At 52.9% G+C, this 17,663-nt stretch carries 17 protein-coding genes and 1 riboswitch; of the genes, 16 read left to right on the forward strand and 1 reads right to left on the reverse strand.

The features are described from left to right. Positions 1–179 precede the first annotated feature (179 nt). Positions 180–782, forward strand: a complete 603-nt coding sequence (locus tag HMPREF3201_RS08960) for a sigma-70 family RNA polymerase sigma factor (protein ID WP_062412736.1) — start codon at positions 180–182, stop codon at positions 780–782. Between the two features lie 542 nt (positions 783–1,324). Then, positions 1,325–1,870: a Panacea domain-containing protein gene (locus tag HMPREF3201_RS08970; protein WP_227163245.1), complete on the forward strand. Its 546-nt coding sequence runs from the start codon at positions 1,325–1,327 to the stop codon at positions 1,868–1,870. 996 nt (positions 1,871–2,866) lie between these two features. Here HMPREF3201_RS08970 and HMPREF3201_RS08975 read toward each other — a convergent pair. Next, the gene (locus tag HMPREF3201_RS08975) at positions 2,867–3,085 is read right to left on the reverse strand and encodes an Ada metal-binding domain-containing protein (protein ID WP_062412739.1); all 219 of its coding nucleotides are present in this window, start codon (positions 3,083–3,085) and stop codon (positions 2,867–2,869) included. A gap of 260 nt (positions 3,086–3,345) precedes the next feature. On the opposite strand from HMPREF3201_RS08975, the gene HMPREF3201_RS08980 reads away from it, so the two are divergent. The 14 genes from HMPREF3201_RS08980 (at position 3,346) to HMPREF3201_RS09045 (ending at position 17,494) form a co-directional block, all read left to right on the forward strand. After that, the gene (locus tag HMPREF3201_RS08980; protein ID WP_062412740.1) at positions 3,346–3,834 is read left to right on the forward strand and encodes a GNAT family N-acetyltransferase; all 489 of its coding nucleotides are present in this window, start codon (positions 3,346–3,348) and stop codon (positions 3,832–3,834) included. A 241-nt stretch (positions 3,835–4,075) separates the two neighbouring features. Continuing rightward, a riboswitch (SAM riboswitch) is annotated at positions 4,076–4,174 on the forward strand. Positions 4,175–4,252: 78 nt separating this feature from the next. Next, positions 4,253–5,191 carry a cysteine synthase A gene (gene cysK / locus HMPREF3201_RS08985; protein WP_062412741.1) on the forward strand — a complete coding sequence of 313 codons (939 nt, stop codon included), beginning with the start codon at positions 4,253–4,255 and terminating at the stop codon, positions 5,189–5,191. A 32-nt stretch (positions 5,192–5,223) separates the two neighbouring features. Then, positions 5,224–6,261 carry a sulfate ABC transporter substrate-binding protein gene (locus HMPREF3201_RS08990; RefSeq protein ID WP_062412742.1) on the forward strand — a complete coding sequence of 346 codons (1,038 nt, stop codon included), beginning with the start codon at positions 5,224–5,226 and terminating at the stop codon, positions 6,259–6,261. A 12-nt stretch (positions 6,262–6,273) separates the two neighbouring features. Beyond that, positions 6,274–7,119, forward strand: coding sequence for a sulfate ABC transporter permease subunit CysT (gene cysT, locus HMPREF3201_RS08995; RefSeq protein WP_062412743.1), 846 nt, complete (start codon positions 6,274–6,276; stop codon positions 7,117–7,119). A 12-nt stretch (positions 7,120–7,131) separates the two neighbouring features. Then, a complete protein-coding gene (locus HMPREF3201_RS09000) occupies positions 7,132–7,962 on the forward strand; it encodes a sulfate ABC transporter permease (RefSeq protein ID WP_062412744.1) in 831 nt (276 codons plus the stop codon). 11 nt (positions 7,963–7,973) lie between these two features. Beyond that, positions 7,974–9,035, forward strand: a complete 1,062-nt coding sequence (locus HMPREF3201_RS09005; protein ID WP_062412745.1) for a sulfate/molybdate ABC transporter ATP-binding protein — start codon at positions 7,974–7,976, stop codon at positions 9,033–9,035. 16 nt (positions 9,036–9,051) lie between these two features. Next, positions 9,052–10,749, forward strand: a complete 1,698-nt coding sequence (locus HMPREF3201_RS09010; protein ID WP_062412746.1) for an adenylyl-sulfate reductase subunit alpha — start codon at positions 9,052–9,054, stop codon at positions 10,747–10,749. Beyond that, a complete protein-coding gene (locus tag HMPREF3201_RS09015) occupies positions 10,733–11,047 on the forward strand; it encodes a 4Fe-4S dicluster domain-containing protein (RefSeq protein ID WP_062412747.1) in 315 nt (104 codons plus the stop codon). The genes HMPREF3201_RS09010 and HMPREF3201_RS09015 overlap by 17 nt, the downstream gene beginning before the upstream one ends. Before the next feature lie 32 nt (positions 11,048–11,079). Continuing rightward, positions 11,080–11,982: a sulfate adenylyltransferase subunit CysD gene (gene cysD, locus HMPREF3201_RS09020; protein WP_347237895.1), complete on the forward strand. Its 903-nt coding sequence runs from the start codon at positions 11,080–11,082 to the stop codon at positions 11,980–11,982. Next, entirely contained in the window at positions 11,982–13,676 is a 1,695-nt protein-coding gene (locus HMPREF3201_RS09025) for a sulfate adenylyltransferase subunit 1 (protein WP_072272076.1), read from the forward strand. The genes cysD and HMPREF3201_RS09025 overlap by 1 nt, the downstream gene beginning before the upstream one ends. A 231-nt stretch (positions 13,677–13,907) precedes the next feature. Then, positions 13,908–14,924, forward strand: a complete 1,017-nt coding sequence (gene asrA / locus HMPREF3201_RS09030) for an anaerobic sulfite reductase subunit AsrA (protein ID WP_062412749.1) — start codon at positions 13,908–13,910, stop codon at positions 14,922–14,924. Then, positions 14,917–15,723, forward strand: coding sequence for an anaerobic sulfite reductase subunit AsrB (asrB, locus tag HMPREF3201_RS09035; protein ID WP_062412750.1), 807 nt, complete (start codon positions 14,917–14,919; stop codon positions 15,721–15,723). Before asrA ends, asrB begins: the two co-directional genes overlap by 8 nt. A gap of 12 nt (positions 15,724–15,735) precedes the next feature. Beyond that, complete coding sequence (gene asrC / locus HMPREF3201_RS09040; protein ID WP_154254689.1) at positions 15,736–16,713, forward strand: sulfite reductase subunit C; 978 nt, start codon at positions 15,736–15,738, stop codon at positions 16,711–16,713. Between the two features lie 10 nt (positions 16,714–16,723). After that, positions 16,724–17,494: a formate/nitrite transporter family protein gene (locus HMPREF3201_RS09045; protein ID WP_062412751.1), complete on the forward strand. Its 771-nt coding sequence runs from the start codon at positions 16,724–16,726 to the stop codon at positions 17,492–17,494. Positions 17,495–17,663: the final 169 nt, after the last annotated feature.

Consider the following 17,663-nt stretch of genomic DNA (forward strand, 5'->3'; position numbering starts at 1 on the left):
CCAGCCAGATCGTAACACGTAAAGTCGAAACGCTCGAATAAGCGTTGTCGTAATACAGGGGGATACCTTGGGCGGCATTTGCCGCTCAGGGTATTTTCCGTATCTGAATTTTTGGTGAGACATGTGAGTGATTCGTGAGGGGTGTTTATAATCTAAATATAAAGTAAGGAGTTGGTCTTATGACAATTCAATTAAGGCACTGCGTACGTGCAGCACAGCGCGGCGATAAATTGGCGGCAGAAGCGTTGATTCAGGAATTTATGCCCCTGTTTCGCAATCAAGCGAAGCAGTATCAGAAGCAGTATCGGTGGCATTATCATGATTTTGATGAAGCCCTTTCTACTGCTTTTCAGGGAGCGATGCACTGTATTTTTCAGTATGATTTAGAGCAACCGGAGACGGTCGTTGAAGTGATGGTAGCTTCAGTACATAATTATTTTCGTCGTGAATCCTATGGGCATGAATGTTACTGTGACAGAGTGGAAAAAAATGTCTTTGATAATGATACCGTGACTGATTTACCCGAAACGGCCTTGGCCTCCGAAGAAACTTGTCCGGAACATCTGTACTTGCAGCATGAAATGAGCATGGAGATGGAGCAGGCATTAAAGCTATTGCCAGCGCTTCAGCGTGAGCTGATTGTGAAGCACGTCGTTGACGGCGAGTCTTACAGTCAGTTGGCAAAAGAACACTCTCTCAGTAAAGCGACCGTCGGCTATCATGTAAAAAAGGGACTGCTAAAGATGCGAATGCATCTGGGTGATGAACGGAAGGTTGGTTAGGTTGAGTAAATTATAGAGAAGCCTTGGATTTGTGGTTAATCTAGATCACAAATTCAAGGCTCTTTTTGTGATAGGACTTCAAAAATATGGTATAATATGAATATATCCATGGAGTTTATACCATTCTGCCCCGATGTAATGAAAATGCGGATCTTGAGCATTTTTAAAATTAAATTTCAGCGAAAAAGAAGAAAACAGCCGAAAAATGAAATCCGCCCCGCAAACTGTAAAATCGACGGCTTAGCTAAGTTATTTGTAAGGGGTGCTGTTAAGAACCTTAATCCCCGCAAGGGGACGGAAACTTTTGCCTTTTCAGCAATATTAACATTTTTAGTTGTTCTGTTAAGAACCTTAATCCCCGTAAGGGGACGGAAACTTGCAGACATATCAAATGAATATTTATTACTGTATTCGTTAAGAACCACAATCCCCGTAAGGGGACGTAACGCAGCCTGTTGCACGGGTAGCTTGTATTTTTTTATAATCCATGGTAAATTGGAAAGGCTTAAAGAATATTAATGAAGCAGACTGGGGGGAATAAAATGGTACATGCTATTGATGCTGCAAGATTTTTTGTCAATATAGCCAACACGATCCCCACGGATGATTTGATGACCAACATGCGAGTGAATAAGCTTTTATATTTTGCCCAAGGGGAATGTTTGCGGAAGTTAGGCAAACCGCTTTTTGATGATGATATGGAAGCTTGGGATTATGGCCCTGTGGTCCCTCCTGTCTATCAGACTTATAAAGGATTTGGGCGAGAACCAATAAAAGATGGTGTTGACTATCAGGACACATTCTCTGAACAGGAAAAAAATGTCTTGTTTGATGTACTTCGCTACTATGGACAGTTTTCCACATCGGCTCTCGTATCTCTGTCGCATGAGGCGCAGTCTCCGTGGGCTGCTGCGCATAAAAATGGCGATAAGCACGCTACCATATCAAAAGAATCGATTAAAGCCTTCTTTGAAAGTAAGCCGCCCATCCCTGAATTCACTATTCCCTACCAAGAAAACCACTTTGCAGGATATAGAGATAAGGACGGATATTTAGTACTTCCCAAGGAATGGGATGATGAAGCGTAGTTGGGAAGTATGGTGGGGCGCCTCGCAAACTGTAAAATTGATGGCGTAGTTAAGCCAGTTGTAAGGGGGCTGTTAAGAACCTTAATCCCCGTAAGGGGACGGAAACGCGTTAAGCTTGCAGTCGATCCAGTTTCTAGCCTTGATGTTAAGAAACTCAATCCCCAAAAGGGGACGGAAACTTGGTATACTTACCAATGTAGCTATCTTCAGCTGTTTTCTGTTAAGAACCACAATCCCCGCAAGGGGACGGAAACTTGTTAAATAACATACACATGTTTCAATCCGCGCCGCCCGTTAAGAACCTTAATCCCCGAAAGAGGATGAAAACAAGCTAACTTGTGATTCCGAACAACCAATTATTTTGTTAAGAACGACTGAACATACTCCTTTCCTGATAAGAAAGGAGGCTATGCAGAGAATCCCCGAAAGGGGACGGAAACCGCATTTTCATATACTTCATTTGACCTATATTTCTTGCTGTTAAGAACCTTAATCCCCGAAAGGGGACGGAAACCCCCTGATTCTCGGGATTGTTCCCAGCCGCCAATCATGTTTGTTAAGAACCTTAATCCCCGCAAGGGGACGGAAACACCTCTGACTCATAAGTCGTATATGAAATCATATCTTGTTAAGAACCTGAATCCCCGCAAGGGGACGGAAACGACTGGACTTTGTCCGGGTCCTAGGTTTGCGACTCGTTAAGAAACTTAATCCCCGCAAGGGGACGGAAACCTTGCATCTTGCGTATGCCATTGCAATTTCTCGCTTTCTGCCGTTAAGAACCTCAATCCCCGAAAGGGGACGGAACGTTGTAAGATGTAAATTTGAAGACGGTATGAAAAAAGCCGGTACCAGGCATCTGTTGTGATGTCTGGTACCGGCTTTTTGTGTCGGGCTATTCTGTTGAATTGTACTGTTTTACGTGAAAAGGAGCAGTTATACCTTTATCGGTATGAAATGGGTTGGGGCAGCGTTAGGGGGAGCTTGTTCCGGATCTTATGGCCGGCATACTTTGCAGGGAACGTAGCCATAGGAGACGGCTTGGTCCCGGCTGTCGAAATAGGCGCGATTGGATTCGTTCATTTTTTGTTCCCAGCGGCAGCCTTGGTTGTGGAATTTCATGCTGGTCATGTTTCCCACATAGGTGGCTGAGGCGATGGCGGCCGTAGCTGTCCATAGGATTGTCGTTAAGGCAATGGCTATTTTCTTTTTCATGGCGAGGCTCTCCTTTTTTGTAATCTTTATTATCATTATAGCGAATATAATTAATTATGGAAAGTAAATTCATGGTATTCATTAAAATCTGCGATGCTATGATCGAATGCACCGTAAAGGTCTATGCTGGGGAGGGGCGAGGCTGCGTTTAGGAAGTCGATGGTGGACTTTTTCGTATATTCTACGGTATACTATGGGAATATAGTTATCATTTATTCTCGCTGGTTATCGTCCGGCAGGACACGATAAGGAGTGATATGATGAATATTAGAACGGCGACACTCGACGACCTTCAGGCTGTCACGGCCGTAGAAGCGGCTTGTTTTCCCGCAGCCGAGGCGGCATCGGAAGAACGGATGCGCGACCGTATTTCTCATTTCGGCGATCATTTTTGGCTTCTTTTTGACGATGACGGAACCCTCATTTCTTTCGTCGACGGCATGGTTACGGGGAAAGGCGATTTGACGGACGATCTTTACGCCGATGCCTCTCTTCATGACGAAAAGGGAGCTTGGCAGATGATCTTTGGCGTCAATACACTGCCAAGTTATCGGAAGCGCGGTTACGCTGGAAACCTCCTCCAGAAAGCGATCGACGACGCCCGCAAAGAAGGCCGCCAGGGAGTAGTCTTAACCTGCAAGGAAAAGCTCTTGCATTATTATGCTAAATTTGGCTTTGAAAACGAAGGGCTCAGCACCTCGGAGCACGGCGGAGCCGTCTGGTATCAAATGCGCCTTACTTTTGAATGAAGGTGGCGACCGACTTTTTGTACGTAATTTTAATTTTTTCCTTCATCTTTTTCATAAATACCTTGACAAGGAGCCTCACAAAGTGTACAATTCCAGTAACGTTTCAAGCGAATCGTTGTAGTATATTTTGTATAAGAATGAGGTATGTCACCATGGGGTACTTAAAAAATTTGACCATCATGTGTTGTACGATATAGTCGTATTGTACAGCCATTATCATACGGACAATACAATACGAACCAATTCATCCAGAGCAGCCGAGGGACTGGCCCGTTGACGCTGCGGCAACCTACGTAAGTAAGGTGCCAATTCCAGCAGGATTTTACCTGGCAGATGAAGTCATGGGCATACGTTTATTTTCTTGCGCCATCTGCTGATTACAGGTGGCGCTTTTCTTTTGGCAAAAAGGAGGGACTTTATGGAGCACGTCGCAAAACACGTGACCGATCTCGTCGGTCATACGCCGCTCTTAGAGCTGACCCGATGGCAGGAGGTACACGGCATCAAAGGCAGGATTCTAGCCAAGCTTGAATACCTCAATCCTTTGGGCAGCGTCAAGGACCGAGTCGCCGTGGCCATGATCGAAGAGGGGATCAAGGCCGGGAAGATCAATGAGGACACGGTCATCATCGAACCGACGAGCGGCAATACGGGCATCGGTCTGGCCATGGCCGCCGCCGTCAAGGGCCTGCGTCTCATTTTGACTATGCCCGATACGATGAGTTTGGAGCGGCAGAAAATTGTCAACGCCTTGGGGGCTGAAGTCGTACTGACGCCGGGCATCGAGGGGATGCGCGGCAGTATCGGTAAGGCCGAAGAACTGCGACAGTCTTACGGCAACGCCTTCATTCCTCAGCAGTTTGACAATCCGGCCAATCCGGCCATTCACCGGACGACGACGGCCGAAGAAATCTGGCACGATACGGACGGCAAGGTCGATATCTTCATTTCGTCCGTCGGGACAGGCGGCACCATTACCGGCACGGCTGAGGGGTTACAAAGCCATAACCGGAATGTGCAGATCGTCGCCGTCGAGCCCCAAGACTCGGCTGTCCTTCGCGGCGGAAAGCCTGGGCCCCACGCCATTCAGGGGATTGGCGCCGGTTTCATTCCCAGCGTCCTCGATATGTCACTCGTAGATGATGTGATCGACGTATCGAATGAGGCTGCTTATGAACGGGCTCGGGAAGTGGCCAAGACCGACGGTCTCTTAGTCGGGATTTCGTCCGGCGCTTCTTTAGAGGCAGCCTTAGTTGTCGCCAAGCGGCCGGAAAACGAGGGGAAAACGATTGTCGTCCTCCTGCCGGACGGCGGCGAGCGCTATTTATCTACATCTTTATTTGAAGAAGGCCTGTAAGGCCCTGCAGTCGGTATCGAGGGGGAAAAGATATGAAGCACAAAAAAATCATAGCGGTACTGACTGTCACGGCAGTCCTCACGGCGGCCGGCATCCTGGCCGGCTGCGGTCGAGGGGCTGATGAGGACACGCTGACCTTGACCAACGTCTCGTATGATCCAACGCGTGAATTATATAAAGAATATAATGAAGCTTTTCAAAAACATTATAAGGAGCAGACCGGTAAGGATATCCGCATCGTCCAATCTCACGGCGGTTCGGGAAGCCAAGCCCGGTCGGTCATCGAAGGCAGTCGGGCCGACGTCGTGACCCTGGCCCTATCTTATGACGTTGAACGCCTGCAGCGAGCCGGCCTCATCGACGCCGGTTGGGAACAGGAACTGCCTGATGATTCGGCGCCTTACACGTCGACCATCGTCTTTCTGGTTCGCAAGGGGAATCCCAAGGGGATACGCGACTGGAACGATTTGACCAAAGACGGCGTCAGCGTCATTACGCCCGACCCTAAGAGCAGCGGCGGCGCCTGTTGGAACTTTTTAGCCGGCTGGAGCTGGTGTCTTGATCATTTCGGGGGGAATGAAATCAAGGCCCGGGCCTTCATGACCGACCTCTACCGCCACGTCACCGTCATGGACGCCGGTGCCCGTGGCTCGACGACGACCTTCGTTGAAAACGGGCAGGGGGACGTCCTCATCGCCTGGGAGAACGAAGCGCTTTATACGATGCGCGAATATCCCGGCCGCTATGAAGTCGTCGTGCCCAGCGTCAGTATTTTGGCTCAGCCCAGTGTGGCCGTCGTCGACCGCTTGGCTCGGCGCAAAGGCCATGAACAGGCGGCGGAAGAGTACCTGCGCTACTTGTATTCCGATGAGGGGCAGGAATTGGCCGCTAAAAACGATTTCCGGCCGTCCAATCCGGACATTCTCCGGCGCTATGCCGACCGCTTTGACCTCCATGTCAAGCTGACGCGCATCAGCGACTTCGGCGGCTGGGACGCAGCCTATGTCAAATTTTTCGACGACGACGCTTTGTTCGATAAGATCATGGCTGACGTCGACGGCAGTCAATAAGGAGGGAAGCAGATGAATCCATTTTCAAACCCGGCAGGCGGGCGAAACCGAATCATTCCCGGCTTCGGCCTGACCCTGGGCGTGACCCTGGCCATGCTGTCCTTATTGATTCTCATCCCGTTGATATCGATTTTAGGCCACGCCTTTCAGCTGACGGCCAACGACTATGCCAAGCTCATCACCAACAGCGCCATCCGCAACGCCTTTATCACGACTATCGGAAGTTCTTTCTTGGCAGCCCTGATCAATTCCGTCTTCGGTTTTATCCTGGCCTGGGTCCTGGTTCGTTATGAGTTTCGCGGCAAGACCCTCTTAAACGGCGTCATCGAACTGCCCTTTGCCTTGCCGACGGCCGTCGCCGGCATCACTCTTTCAAAGCTCTATTCCGATACGGGCTTCTTCGGAAGCTTCTTTGCAAGTTACGGCATTCCCATCGCCTATACCCATATCGGCCTGGTCATCGCCTTGGTCTTCGTCGGCATTCCCTTCGTCGTCCGCTCCATTCAGCCGGTCCTGGAAAATCTGGACCCGACCTATGAAGAGGCGGGCAGCATGCTCGGCGCGTCGAAGTTTACCATCTTCCGGCGGATCATCTTTCCCGAGCTGCGACCGGCTCTCCTGACCGGTTTTGGCCTGGCCTTTGCCCGGGGCCTTGGCGAATACGGCAGTGTCATCTACATTTCCGGCAACAGCGCCAAGAATCACACCCAGGTCGTATCCTACGTCATCATGCAGAAGCTCAATTACGTCGACTACGCCAGCGCTACGGCCATTGCCTTGGTCATGCTCATCATCGCCTTTGCCATGCTGTTTTCCATCAATATGATTCAGCTCTGGCAGGCCCGGCGCGTTCAATAGAGGAGGGGAACTATGAAGCACAGCAAGACAAAAGTACTCTTATTGAGCGTCAGCGTCGTCTTCGTTGTCGTCATGCTCATCGTGCCCCTCATTTCGGTCCTGGCCAATTCCCTGGCCGAAGGGTGGGACTTTTACGTCAAAGCCCTGACGACGCCTTACGTCTTGTCGGCCCTGCGCTTGACCCTTATTGCCACGGTCATCGCCGTTGCCGTCAATACGTTCTTTGGCCTCTGTGCCGCCTGGGCCATATCGAAATTCGACTTTCGAGGGAAACACCTGCTCACGACCCTCATCGATATTCCTTTTTCCGTCTCGCCGGTCATCGCCGGCCTGGCCTTCATCATGACCTTCGGCCGCATGGGCTGGATCGGTCAGTGGATCGAAGTCCTGAACGACTACTTAGGGACGGACATTCAGATCGTCTTCGCCGTTCCCGGCGTCATCTTGGCGACGATTTTCGTCACCTTTCCCTTCGTCTTCCGAGAAATCATCCCCGTCCTTCATACCCAAGGCCGTGATGAAGAAGAAGCCGCAGCCCTCATGGGGGCCAAGGGCAAGACGATTTTCTTTCGCATTACCCTGCCGCAGATCAAATGGGCCCTCTTGTACGGCATCGTCCTCTGTACGGCCAGGGCCCTCGGCGAATTCGGCGCCGTCAGCGCCATGTCGAAACTTAGGGGCGAAACCTTTACCCTGCCCCTTGAAATCGACGCCCTTTACCAATCGGGATCGACCGATGCCATTACGGCGGCCTTTGCCGTGTCGTCGCTCTTGGTACTCTTAGCCGTCGGCGTTCTCTTACTCAGGGTATTCTTTGAAGCTAAGCTCCACAAGCCATCTTAGGAGGTGATGTCATGTACGTCGAGATGAAGCATATCGAAAAAAACTACGGCTCTTTCCACGCCTCGCGGGACGTCTCCTTTGGCGTCGACAAGGGAAAGCTAGTCGCCCTCTTAGGGCCCAGCGGCAGCGGCAAGACGACGATCCTGCGCATGCTGGCCGGCCTTGAAAATCCCAACAGCGGCGATATCGTCATCGACGGAAAACGGGTCAATGACATTCCGGCGGCGAAACGGGGCATCGGCTTTGTCTTCCAAAACTACGCCTTGTTCCGCTATATGACCGTCTTTGACAACGTCGCCTTTGGCCTCACCATCCAGGGCATGAAAAAAGACGATATCCGCGAGCGGGTCCTGGAGATGATCGACCTCGTCGGCCTTGCCGGCATGGAAGGGCGCTATCCCAATCAGCTCTCCGGCGGCCAGCGTCAGCGCGTCGCCTTTGCCCGGGCCCTGGCGCCTCATCCCCAGGTCTTGCTCCTCGATGAACCCTTTGCCGCCATCGACGCCAAGGTGCGCCAAGAGCTGCGCAACTGGCTGAAAGAGACGATCCACCGCGTCGGCATTACCAGCATCTTCGTCACCCACGACCAAGATGAAGCCGTCGAAGTGGCCGATGAAATCATCATCACCAACCACGGCCGCATCGAGCAGGTCGGGACGCCTCTTGATATCTACAGTAAGCCCAAGACGCCCTTTGTGGCTGAATTTATCGGAACCCCGGTGGTCATCGATAACTGCAGTGTCCTCACGGGGTTCGTCGACGTCAACGGTCCCAAACGGGCCATCATCCGGCCGGAGTTCCTCAAGATCTATAAACAGGGAACGATGAAGCGCTACGGCAGTGCCGCTGAAGATGGCGTCGTCGAAGCCGTCGTCTTTCGCGGCAGCCGCCTCGACGTGACCCTGCGCGTCAAAGATTACGTCATTCATGGGGAGTACGCCTTTGACGCACCGACCCTTACCGTCGGCGAAAAGGTGAAGGTCCTCATTTATCGCCTTCACGTCCTCGACGGCGAGCAGACTTATTTACGAGAAAACAGTGCCATGATGGGCTCTGATGTATTCTATATTTAAACGAAGGAGTATTGCCATGCAGATTCAGAAGGAGAAAATCATCCACACCGATGTCCTCATCATTGGCGGGGGAACGGTAGGCTGTTACGCCGCCTTGACCCTCCGGAGCCTGTCCAAGGCATCGGTGGTCATCGCCGAAAAGGCCGACATTCGCCGCAGCGGTTGTCTGGCAGCCGGCGTCAATGCCTTGAATGCCTATATCACCAAGGGCCATACGCCGCAGTTTTATGTGGATTACGCCAAGAAAGACGCTGCCGGCATCGTCCGTGAAGACCTGCTCTTGACCATGTCGGAAGGGCTCAACGAAGTCACCAAGAAACTCGAAGAACTGGGCCTGGTCATCTTGAAGGACGAACAGGGGGAATACGTCACCCGCGGCCCGCGCAACATCAAGATCAACGGCGAAAACATCAAGACCATCTTAGCCGATGCCGTAAAGAAATTGGACGACGTCGAAGTCATCAATCACCTCAACATCACCGACTACATCGTCCGCGACAACCGCATTGCCGGTGCCCTGGGTTTTGATATCCTGACCGGCACGGCCTATGAAATCCGGGCCAAAGCCGTCCTCTGCGCTACTGGCGGTGCGTCCGGCCTCTATCGGCCCAACAACCCCGGTTTTTCCCGCCATAAGATGTGGTACAGCCCCTTCAATACGGGAGCCGGCTACGCCATGGGCATTCGGGCCGGAGCCGAAATGACGACCTTTGAAATGCGCTTCATCGCCCTGCGCTGCAAGGATACCATCGCCCCGACGGGGACCATTGCCCAAGGCGTCGGCGCCAAGCAGATCAACGCCAAAGGCGAAGTCTACGAAGATAAATACGGCCTGACGACGTCCCAGCGGCTCTACGGCACAGTGCGGGAAAACCTCGACGGCAAGGGCCCTTGCTACCTCAAGACCGAAGGCCTTACGGACAAAGAGGATGAAGCCCTCTTAAAAGCCTACCTCAACATGGCGCCGAGCCAGACCTTGAAATGGATGGAATCGGGGAAATTCCCGAGTCAGCAAAACGTCGAAATCGAAGGGACCGAACCCTACGTCGTCGGCGGCCATACGGCCAGCGGCTACTGGGTCGATACCCATCGGCAGACGACCATTGAAGGCCTCTACGCGGCCGGTGACGTCGCCGGCGGCTGCCCGCAGAAATACGTGACCGGCGCCCTCGTCGAAGGGGAAATCGCCGCCAAGCACATCGTCGAAACGGCCCTTTCTAAAGGCCTTGCCCTCACGGCCGACGAAGAGCAGCAGCTCTTAGCCGACAAGGTCGCCGAATACAACGCCTTCCTCAGCGAAGAACGGCCTTTCTTTACCGTCGAAGAATTAGAAGAAGCCATGCAGAAAGTCATGGATACCTACGCCGGCGGCATTGGCAGTCACTACCAGTACAACGAACGCCAGTTGGCCCTGGCCGATGAAAAAATCGACCAGCTCATGGATTTGGCCGAAAGCGTCGGTGCCGGCGATTACCATGAACTGCTCTTCGTTTACGAACTCAAGGAACGCCTGACGGTCTGCAAGGTCCTCATTGCCCACCTCCGGGCCCGCAAGGAAACGCGGTGGCACTCCTTTGCCGAAAACCTCGACTATCCGGAGCAGAAGGACGAATGGCTGAAATACGTCAATTCCCGCATGGATGAAGATGGTAAGATTCACATGGTATACCGCGACTTAGTACCAGGAGGGAGCCTTTATGAGCATTCGCATTAATCAAGACCGCTGCATCGGCTGCAAACGCTGTGTGTCCGTCTGCCCGGGCAGCCTGATCGATATGAACGAGACGGGAAAGGCCTGGATGCATTACCCCAAAGACTGTTGGGGCTGTGTATCCTGCGTCAAAGAGTGTCCCGTCCAAGCCATCGACTTTTACCTCGGCGCCGACATGGGCGGCCGGGGGAGCACGATGAACGTCACCACCGAAGGCCAGTACATCAAATGGCACATCCGCCGGCCTGACGGCAGTGAAGAGACGATTACCATCGACCGCAAACAGGCCAATTCCTATTAAGGCCTTACTATCTATCTGTTTAGAGGGGGATTATTATGTCTGCATTATCGCATCTTGACAACTTGGAAGCCGAAGCGATTTACATCATCCGCGAAGTGGCCGCAGAGTGTGAAAAGCCCGTCATGCTCTATTCCATCGGCAAAGACAGCTCGGTCATGCTCCATCTGGCCTTGAAGGCTTTTTATCCGGAAAAACCGCCTTTCCCGTTCCTTCACGTCAATACGACCTGGAAGTTTAAGGAAATGATTCGCTTCCGCGATGAAACGATGAAGAAATACGGCCTTCAACTCATTGAGCACATCAATCAAGAAGGGGTCAAACAGGGGGTCAATCCTTTCGATTACGGCGCGTCCTATACGGATATCATGAAGACCCAGGCCTTAAAGCAGGCCCTCAACCAATACGGCTTCACGGCAGCTTTTGGCGGCGGCCGGCGCGACGAAGAAAAGTCCCGCGCCAAGGAACGCATCTTCTCCTTCCGCAACGAAGCCCAGGCTTGGGATCCGAAGAACCAGCGTCCGGAAATGTGGAAACTGTACAACACGCATATTCACAAGGGGGAAAGTATGCGCGTATTTCCCATTTCCAACTGGACGGAAAAGGACATTTGGCAGTACATCAAGCGGGAAAACATCGACATCGTATCCCTGTACTTTGCCGCTGAACGGCCCTGCGTCTACCGTGACGGCAACATCATCATGGTCGACGACGACCGCATGCGCTTACATCCCGGTGAAGAAGTCATGCATAAGAAGATTCGCTTCCGGACCCTGGGCTGCTATCCCTTGACCGGGGGCATCGAATCGGACGCCGACACGCTGGATGCCATCATCGATGAAACCTTGAGTGCCGTATCGTCAGAACGGACGAGCCGGGTTATCGATAACGAAGCCGCCGGCAGTATGGAACGCAGAAAGAGAGAGGGGTACTTCTAATGGATAGAAATGAAAATGGTTTATTAAAATTCATCACCTGCGGCAGTGTCGACGACGGCAAATCGACGCTCATCGGCCACTTGCTGTACGATGCCAAACTGCTCTACGCCGACCAAAAGCGGGCCCTGGAGCTTGAAAGTAAAGTCGGCAGCCGCGGCGGTGCCATCGACTATTCGCTCCTCCTCGACGGGCTCATGGCCGAACGGGAACAGGGCATCACCATCGACGTCGCCTACCGCTACTTTAATACGGATAACCGCAGCTTCATCGTCGCCGACACGCCGGGTCATGAAGAATACACGCGCAACATGGCCGTCGGCGCCTCTTTTGCGGATCTGGCCATCATCCTCATCGACGCCACTCAGGGCGTCTTGGTCCAGACCCGGCGCCACGCTCGCATCTGCGCCCTCATGGGCATTCGCTACTTCATCTTTGCTATCAACAAGATGGACCTCGTCGGCTACGACCAAAAGCGCTTCGAAGCCATTAAAAAAGAAATCGAAGCCCTGCGCGACGACCTGGAACTGGAAAACGTCGTCTTCATTCCCGTCTCGGCGACGGAAGGGGACAACGTCACCAAAAAGTCGGAACCCATGGCCTGGTACGATGGCCCGACCATCCTCGACTACTTGGAAACGGTCGACGTCGAAGAAAACGACGAAGAAGGCTTTTACCTTCCCATTCAGCGCGTCTGCCGTCCGAACCATACCTTCCGCGGCTTCCAGGGCCAGATCGAAAGCGGCTCTTTGAAGGTCGGCGATACGATTCAGATCCTGCCCAGTAAAGAAGAAGCCAAGGTCAAAGACATCCTGGTCGGCTTCAACTCCGTGCCGTCGGCTGCCAAAGGCCAGCCGGTCAACGTCCAGCTCGACCGAGAAGTCGACGTTTCCCGGGGCTGCGTCTTTACCAAGGATACGGCCATCGGCCTTGGCCAACGCATTACGGCGACCATGCTTTGGATGGATGACCAGCCCTTAGTCGTCGGCAAAGAATACGTCGTCAAATTGGGGACGAAAGAAATCGTCGGCGTCCTGACCGATGTCGACTGCACCATCGACGTCAATACGGGCGAGAAAAAGCGGGCCACGGCTGTTTCTAAAAATGAAATCGCCGTCTGCACTTTGTTCCTCCAGGAACCGATCGTCGTCGACACCTTCAGCCATCATAAGGGACTGGGTGAACTGATCCTCATCGACCGGGTGACCAATATGACCTCGGCCTGCGGCGTCGTCATCGACGGCAGCGATACCGACAGCGACCACACCTTCGTCAACGGCAGCCTGAAGGGGAGAGGCGACGTCTTTGAAGACTTCTTCTACGGCATGCAGAGCCTGAACATCACCAAGGCCAAACCGGCGTACCGCCAGTACCACATCGGCGATGCCATTCCCACCAAGGGTGAAACCTACGCCTATCCCGACAACTTCGACATCCTCATCCTGCGGGATAATCTGGCCGTTGAAATCCGTAACGCCAAGGTTGCCAATATCTTGACCCTCGACGGGTACGCCTATACGGAACATCCCTTAGTCAATGGCCGCGGCTTTGCCATCAACGTCCATACGGCTCAGGAATTTGCCGCTTTCAAGGCCGATTACGCCGCTGCCGGCGACAATCCCGACGCCAAAGTATTTGATAAGTGGCTGACCTTTGAAACGTACCGCACGATTAAGTTCCATAACGATTTTGAATAACTTCATCACGAAAAAAGTGCTGTTCCTATCTGGGGAGCGGCACTTTTTTTGTCTTTTGGGAATGGAGCTATTGATGAGTTATAAGCATACTTAATTGTGAAATTTTTCAATATCCGTTGCCACGGCAACAGTTTGGACGACGTCTTCCTGCTATCATAAGGGCAAGCGAAAAGAAAGATTGCTGTCACGATAATATGTGAAAAAAAGTATTTATTGAAAGAGGGGACTGCTATGGGATACGCGGTATCACTTGAAAAATTTCAAACTGTCTTCGATAGCTGGAGAAAAAAATACGATATTTACGCACCGAAAGTCTTTGAGGGAACGGGTCGTTTTTCCGAAACAGACGTCGTTCGTTACGGGAAAGTCACGGATTTGGCCGACATCGATTGGAACGAACGGTCGGAATATTCCTTTAAAGATATTCTCCTGCCGCTGAGCCAGACTTTATTGTACTTTACCGAACATGGTATGACCGAATCGGAAGGTCCGACGCGGGGAACGATCGTTTTCCTTCGGAGCTGTGACCTCCACGCCGTTAAACGCCTGGACTATATGTTCCTCGAAAACGGTCCGGAAGATTCCTATTATAAACGCGTCCGCGACGGACTGAAGTTCGTCCTCATGGGATGCGACCACGATTTTGATGGCTGCTTCTGTGTCTCCATGGGCACCAATATCAGCACCGATTACGACGCAGCAGTCAACGTCCACGGCGATGATATCGAAATCGACTGCAAGGACGAAGACCTGGCCGAAGCCCTGCGTGCCATGGGTGTTGCCGAAGTCGATGTTACGCCCGACGCTGTGTTAGAAAACAGCCTCGAAGTCAAGGTTCCGGAAAACTTGACGTCGGCTGTCGCCAAGAGCTCCATTTGGGACGAATACGACAAGCGCTGCATCAAGTGCGGTCGCTGCACCGTCGCCTGTCCGACCTGCACCTGCTGGTCCATGCAGGATCTCTTTTACACCGAAAACGGCCAGGCCGGCGAACGGCGCCGCGTCCAGGCTTCATGCATGATCGATGGCTATACGGAAGTAGCCGGCGGCCTCTGTTTCCGCAAGAATGCCGGCGAACGGATGCGCTTTAAGGTCCTTCACAAGGTCCTCGACTTCAAGAAGCGTTCCGGATTCCAGATGTGCGTTGGCTGTGGCCGATGCGATGCTATCTGTCCTGAATATATTTCCTTTACCCATTGTGTCGAAAAATTAGAAGCCGGTATGAAGGAGGTCAGCGGCCATGAATAATTCATATATGCCTTTCCGCTCAGAAATCTTAGAGGTCATCAAACACGCCGATGTGGAATATACCTTCCGCATGTCCTATGACCGCGGCGATACGCACCCTGTAAAACCGGGCCAGTTCTTTGAGATCTCCATTCCCAAATACGGCGAAGCGCCCATTTCCGTCAGCGGCATTACCGACCATTCCCTGGATTTCACCATCCGCCGCGTCGGCTCCCTGACCGAAGAAATCTTTGAAAACTACGTCGGCGGCCACTTCTTCATGCGCGGCCCTTATGGCAACGGCTTCGACGTCAATATGTTTAAAGGCAAGGAAATCGTCCTCATTACCGGCGGCTCCGGCCTCTCTCCGGTCCACGGCGTCATCGACTACTTCGCCGACCACATGGACGAATGCAAGAGCCTGAGTATCATTTCCGGCTTCAAGTCGCCGGACGACATCTTGTTCCGCGACGACCTGAAACGCTGGATTGCCGACGGCATGAACTTCATCTACACCGTCGACGCCGCCCCCGAAGGCTACGAAGGCAATGTCGGCCTTGTCACGCAGTACATCCCACAACTGCCGCTCAAGGACTTCGACAACGCCATCGCCGTCGTCGTCGGCCCGCCGATGATGATTAAGTTCTCCATTCAGGAACTCTTAAAAATCGGCTTCGATGAAGAAAAAATCTGGCTGTCCGAATCGCGCAAAATGTGCTGCGGCCTCGGTAAATGCGGTCACTGCCGCATCGGTGAGCTCTACGTCTGCCAGGACGGACCGGTATTCAAATACACGACCGTTCGCTCATTTATCGACTAGGAGGTAAGAACGATGATTGATATGAATTGTGGCAAGTTAAAGAAAAACGCCTTCCGCGTCACCAAAAACCGCGGCGTCACGTCGGCCCGCGTCCGCGTTCCCGGTGGCCATCTCCGGGCCGATGTCCTCGGTAAAGTTCAGGAAATCGCTGAAACCTACGGCAGTGGGGAAGTCCATTTGACCATCCGCCAGGGCTTTGAAATCTTAGGCATTCCCTTTGAAAAAGTCGACGAAGTCAATAAGGCCCTGCAGCCCATCATCGAATCGCTGGGCATCAACCAGTCGGAAAAAGGCCGCGGCTACGACTCGTCCGGTACGCGAAACATCATGGCTTGCGTCGGCAATCGCATCTGTCCCTTTGCCAACTACGATACGACGGCCCTGGCTGAACGCATCGAAAAGGCCATTTTCCCCAATGACCTCCACGTCAAAGTCGCTCTCACGGGCTGCCCCAATGACTGCGGCAAAGTCCGCATGCACGACTTCGGCATCATCGGCATGACCGAACCCCAGTTCGACCCGACGCGCTGCATCAGCTGCGGTGCCTGCGTCAAGAAGTGTAAACAGCTTTCCGTCGAAGCCTTGAAGATGGACAAGAACCGCCCCGTTCGCAACGTCGAAAAATGTATCGGCTGCGGCGTCTGTGCCCACGCCTGCCCGACCCGTGCCTGGACCCGGAGCAAGGACCAGTACTTCCGCATGACCCTCCTCGGCCGCAGCGGCAAGAAGAACCCCCGCATGGGCATCGACTTCATCAAATGGGCTGACGCCGACAGTGTCGTCAAGATCATCAGCAACGTCTACGCCTACGCCCAGAAATACATCGACCCCGAAGCACCGGGCGGTAAGGAACACATCGGCTATATGGTCGACCGGACGGGACCGGAAGAATTCCTGCGCTGGATCCTGAAAGATGTCAATCTGCCGCCGAAGGCAGAAATCTACAAACCGCTGTACTGGGACGGCATCCGGTACTCGGGATTGAAGTAGGGGGCATACGATGTACGATGAAGAATATAGTGCTTCGGCAGCCGGAGCTGCTGCCAAGGTACGCTTATTAAAACATAACCCCTTAGGTTACTTCCTCATGTCGGCCCTGGCCGGTGCTTATATCGGCTTTGGCATCCTCTTATCCTTTACCGTCGGCGGTACCCTGGGACCGATTCCCATGAATAAGATCGCCATGGGCCTCTCCTTTGGCGTCGCCCTCAGCCTGGTCATCATCGCCGGTGCCGAACTCTTTACGGGAAACGCCATGGTCCTCTTTAACGGCTGGCGCCGGAAGACCGTGACTTTGACCGACGTCATCCGCTTGTGGATCGTCTGCTATATCGGAAACCTCGTCGGCGCCGTCATCTTATCCTTTATCTTTTACGGGGCCGCCGGGACGGCCGGTGGCGTCGGGCAGGCCTTAGCGACGGCCGCTGCCACCAAGATGAGCCTGCCGCCGCTGGTCCTCTTCCTGCGGGGCATCCTCTGCAACGTCCTCGTTTGCCTGGCCGTCTGGTGCGGCTTCCGCTGCAAGTCCGACAGCGGTAAATTGATCATGACCTTCTGGTGTCTCTACGCTTTCTTCACCTGCGGCTTTGAACACAGCGTGGCCAATATGACCGTCCTGACCCTGGGTCTCCTCAATCCGGCCGGCATGGCTGTTAGCCTCTCCGGCTACGGCTACAACCTCCTGTGGGTCACCTTGGGCAATATCGTCGGCGCCGTCCTCTTCCTGGCCATTCCCTATGGCATTGCCTCTAAGAAAACGGCTGAATCCTAAAAGATGTCTGGCTCTCCCGAATTTTCTGCCAGCATAACGACCATACATCCATGTGTGGCAGATGATGTCAGAAACACCTCAACAAGGGATAAAGAGCTTAAAAAAAACGCGACTTCCGTCATGGGAGCCGCGTTTTGTCTTTGGCGCCGAATAGGCATGATAAAACCCC

Origin of the sequence: Megasphaera sp. MJR8396C, assembly GCF_001546855.1 — a bacterium.
Taxonomy (GTDB): Bacteria; Bacillota; Negativicutes; order Veillonellales; family Megasphaeraceae; genus Megasphaera.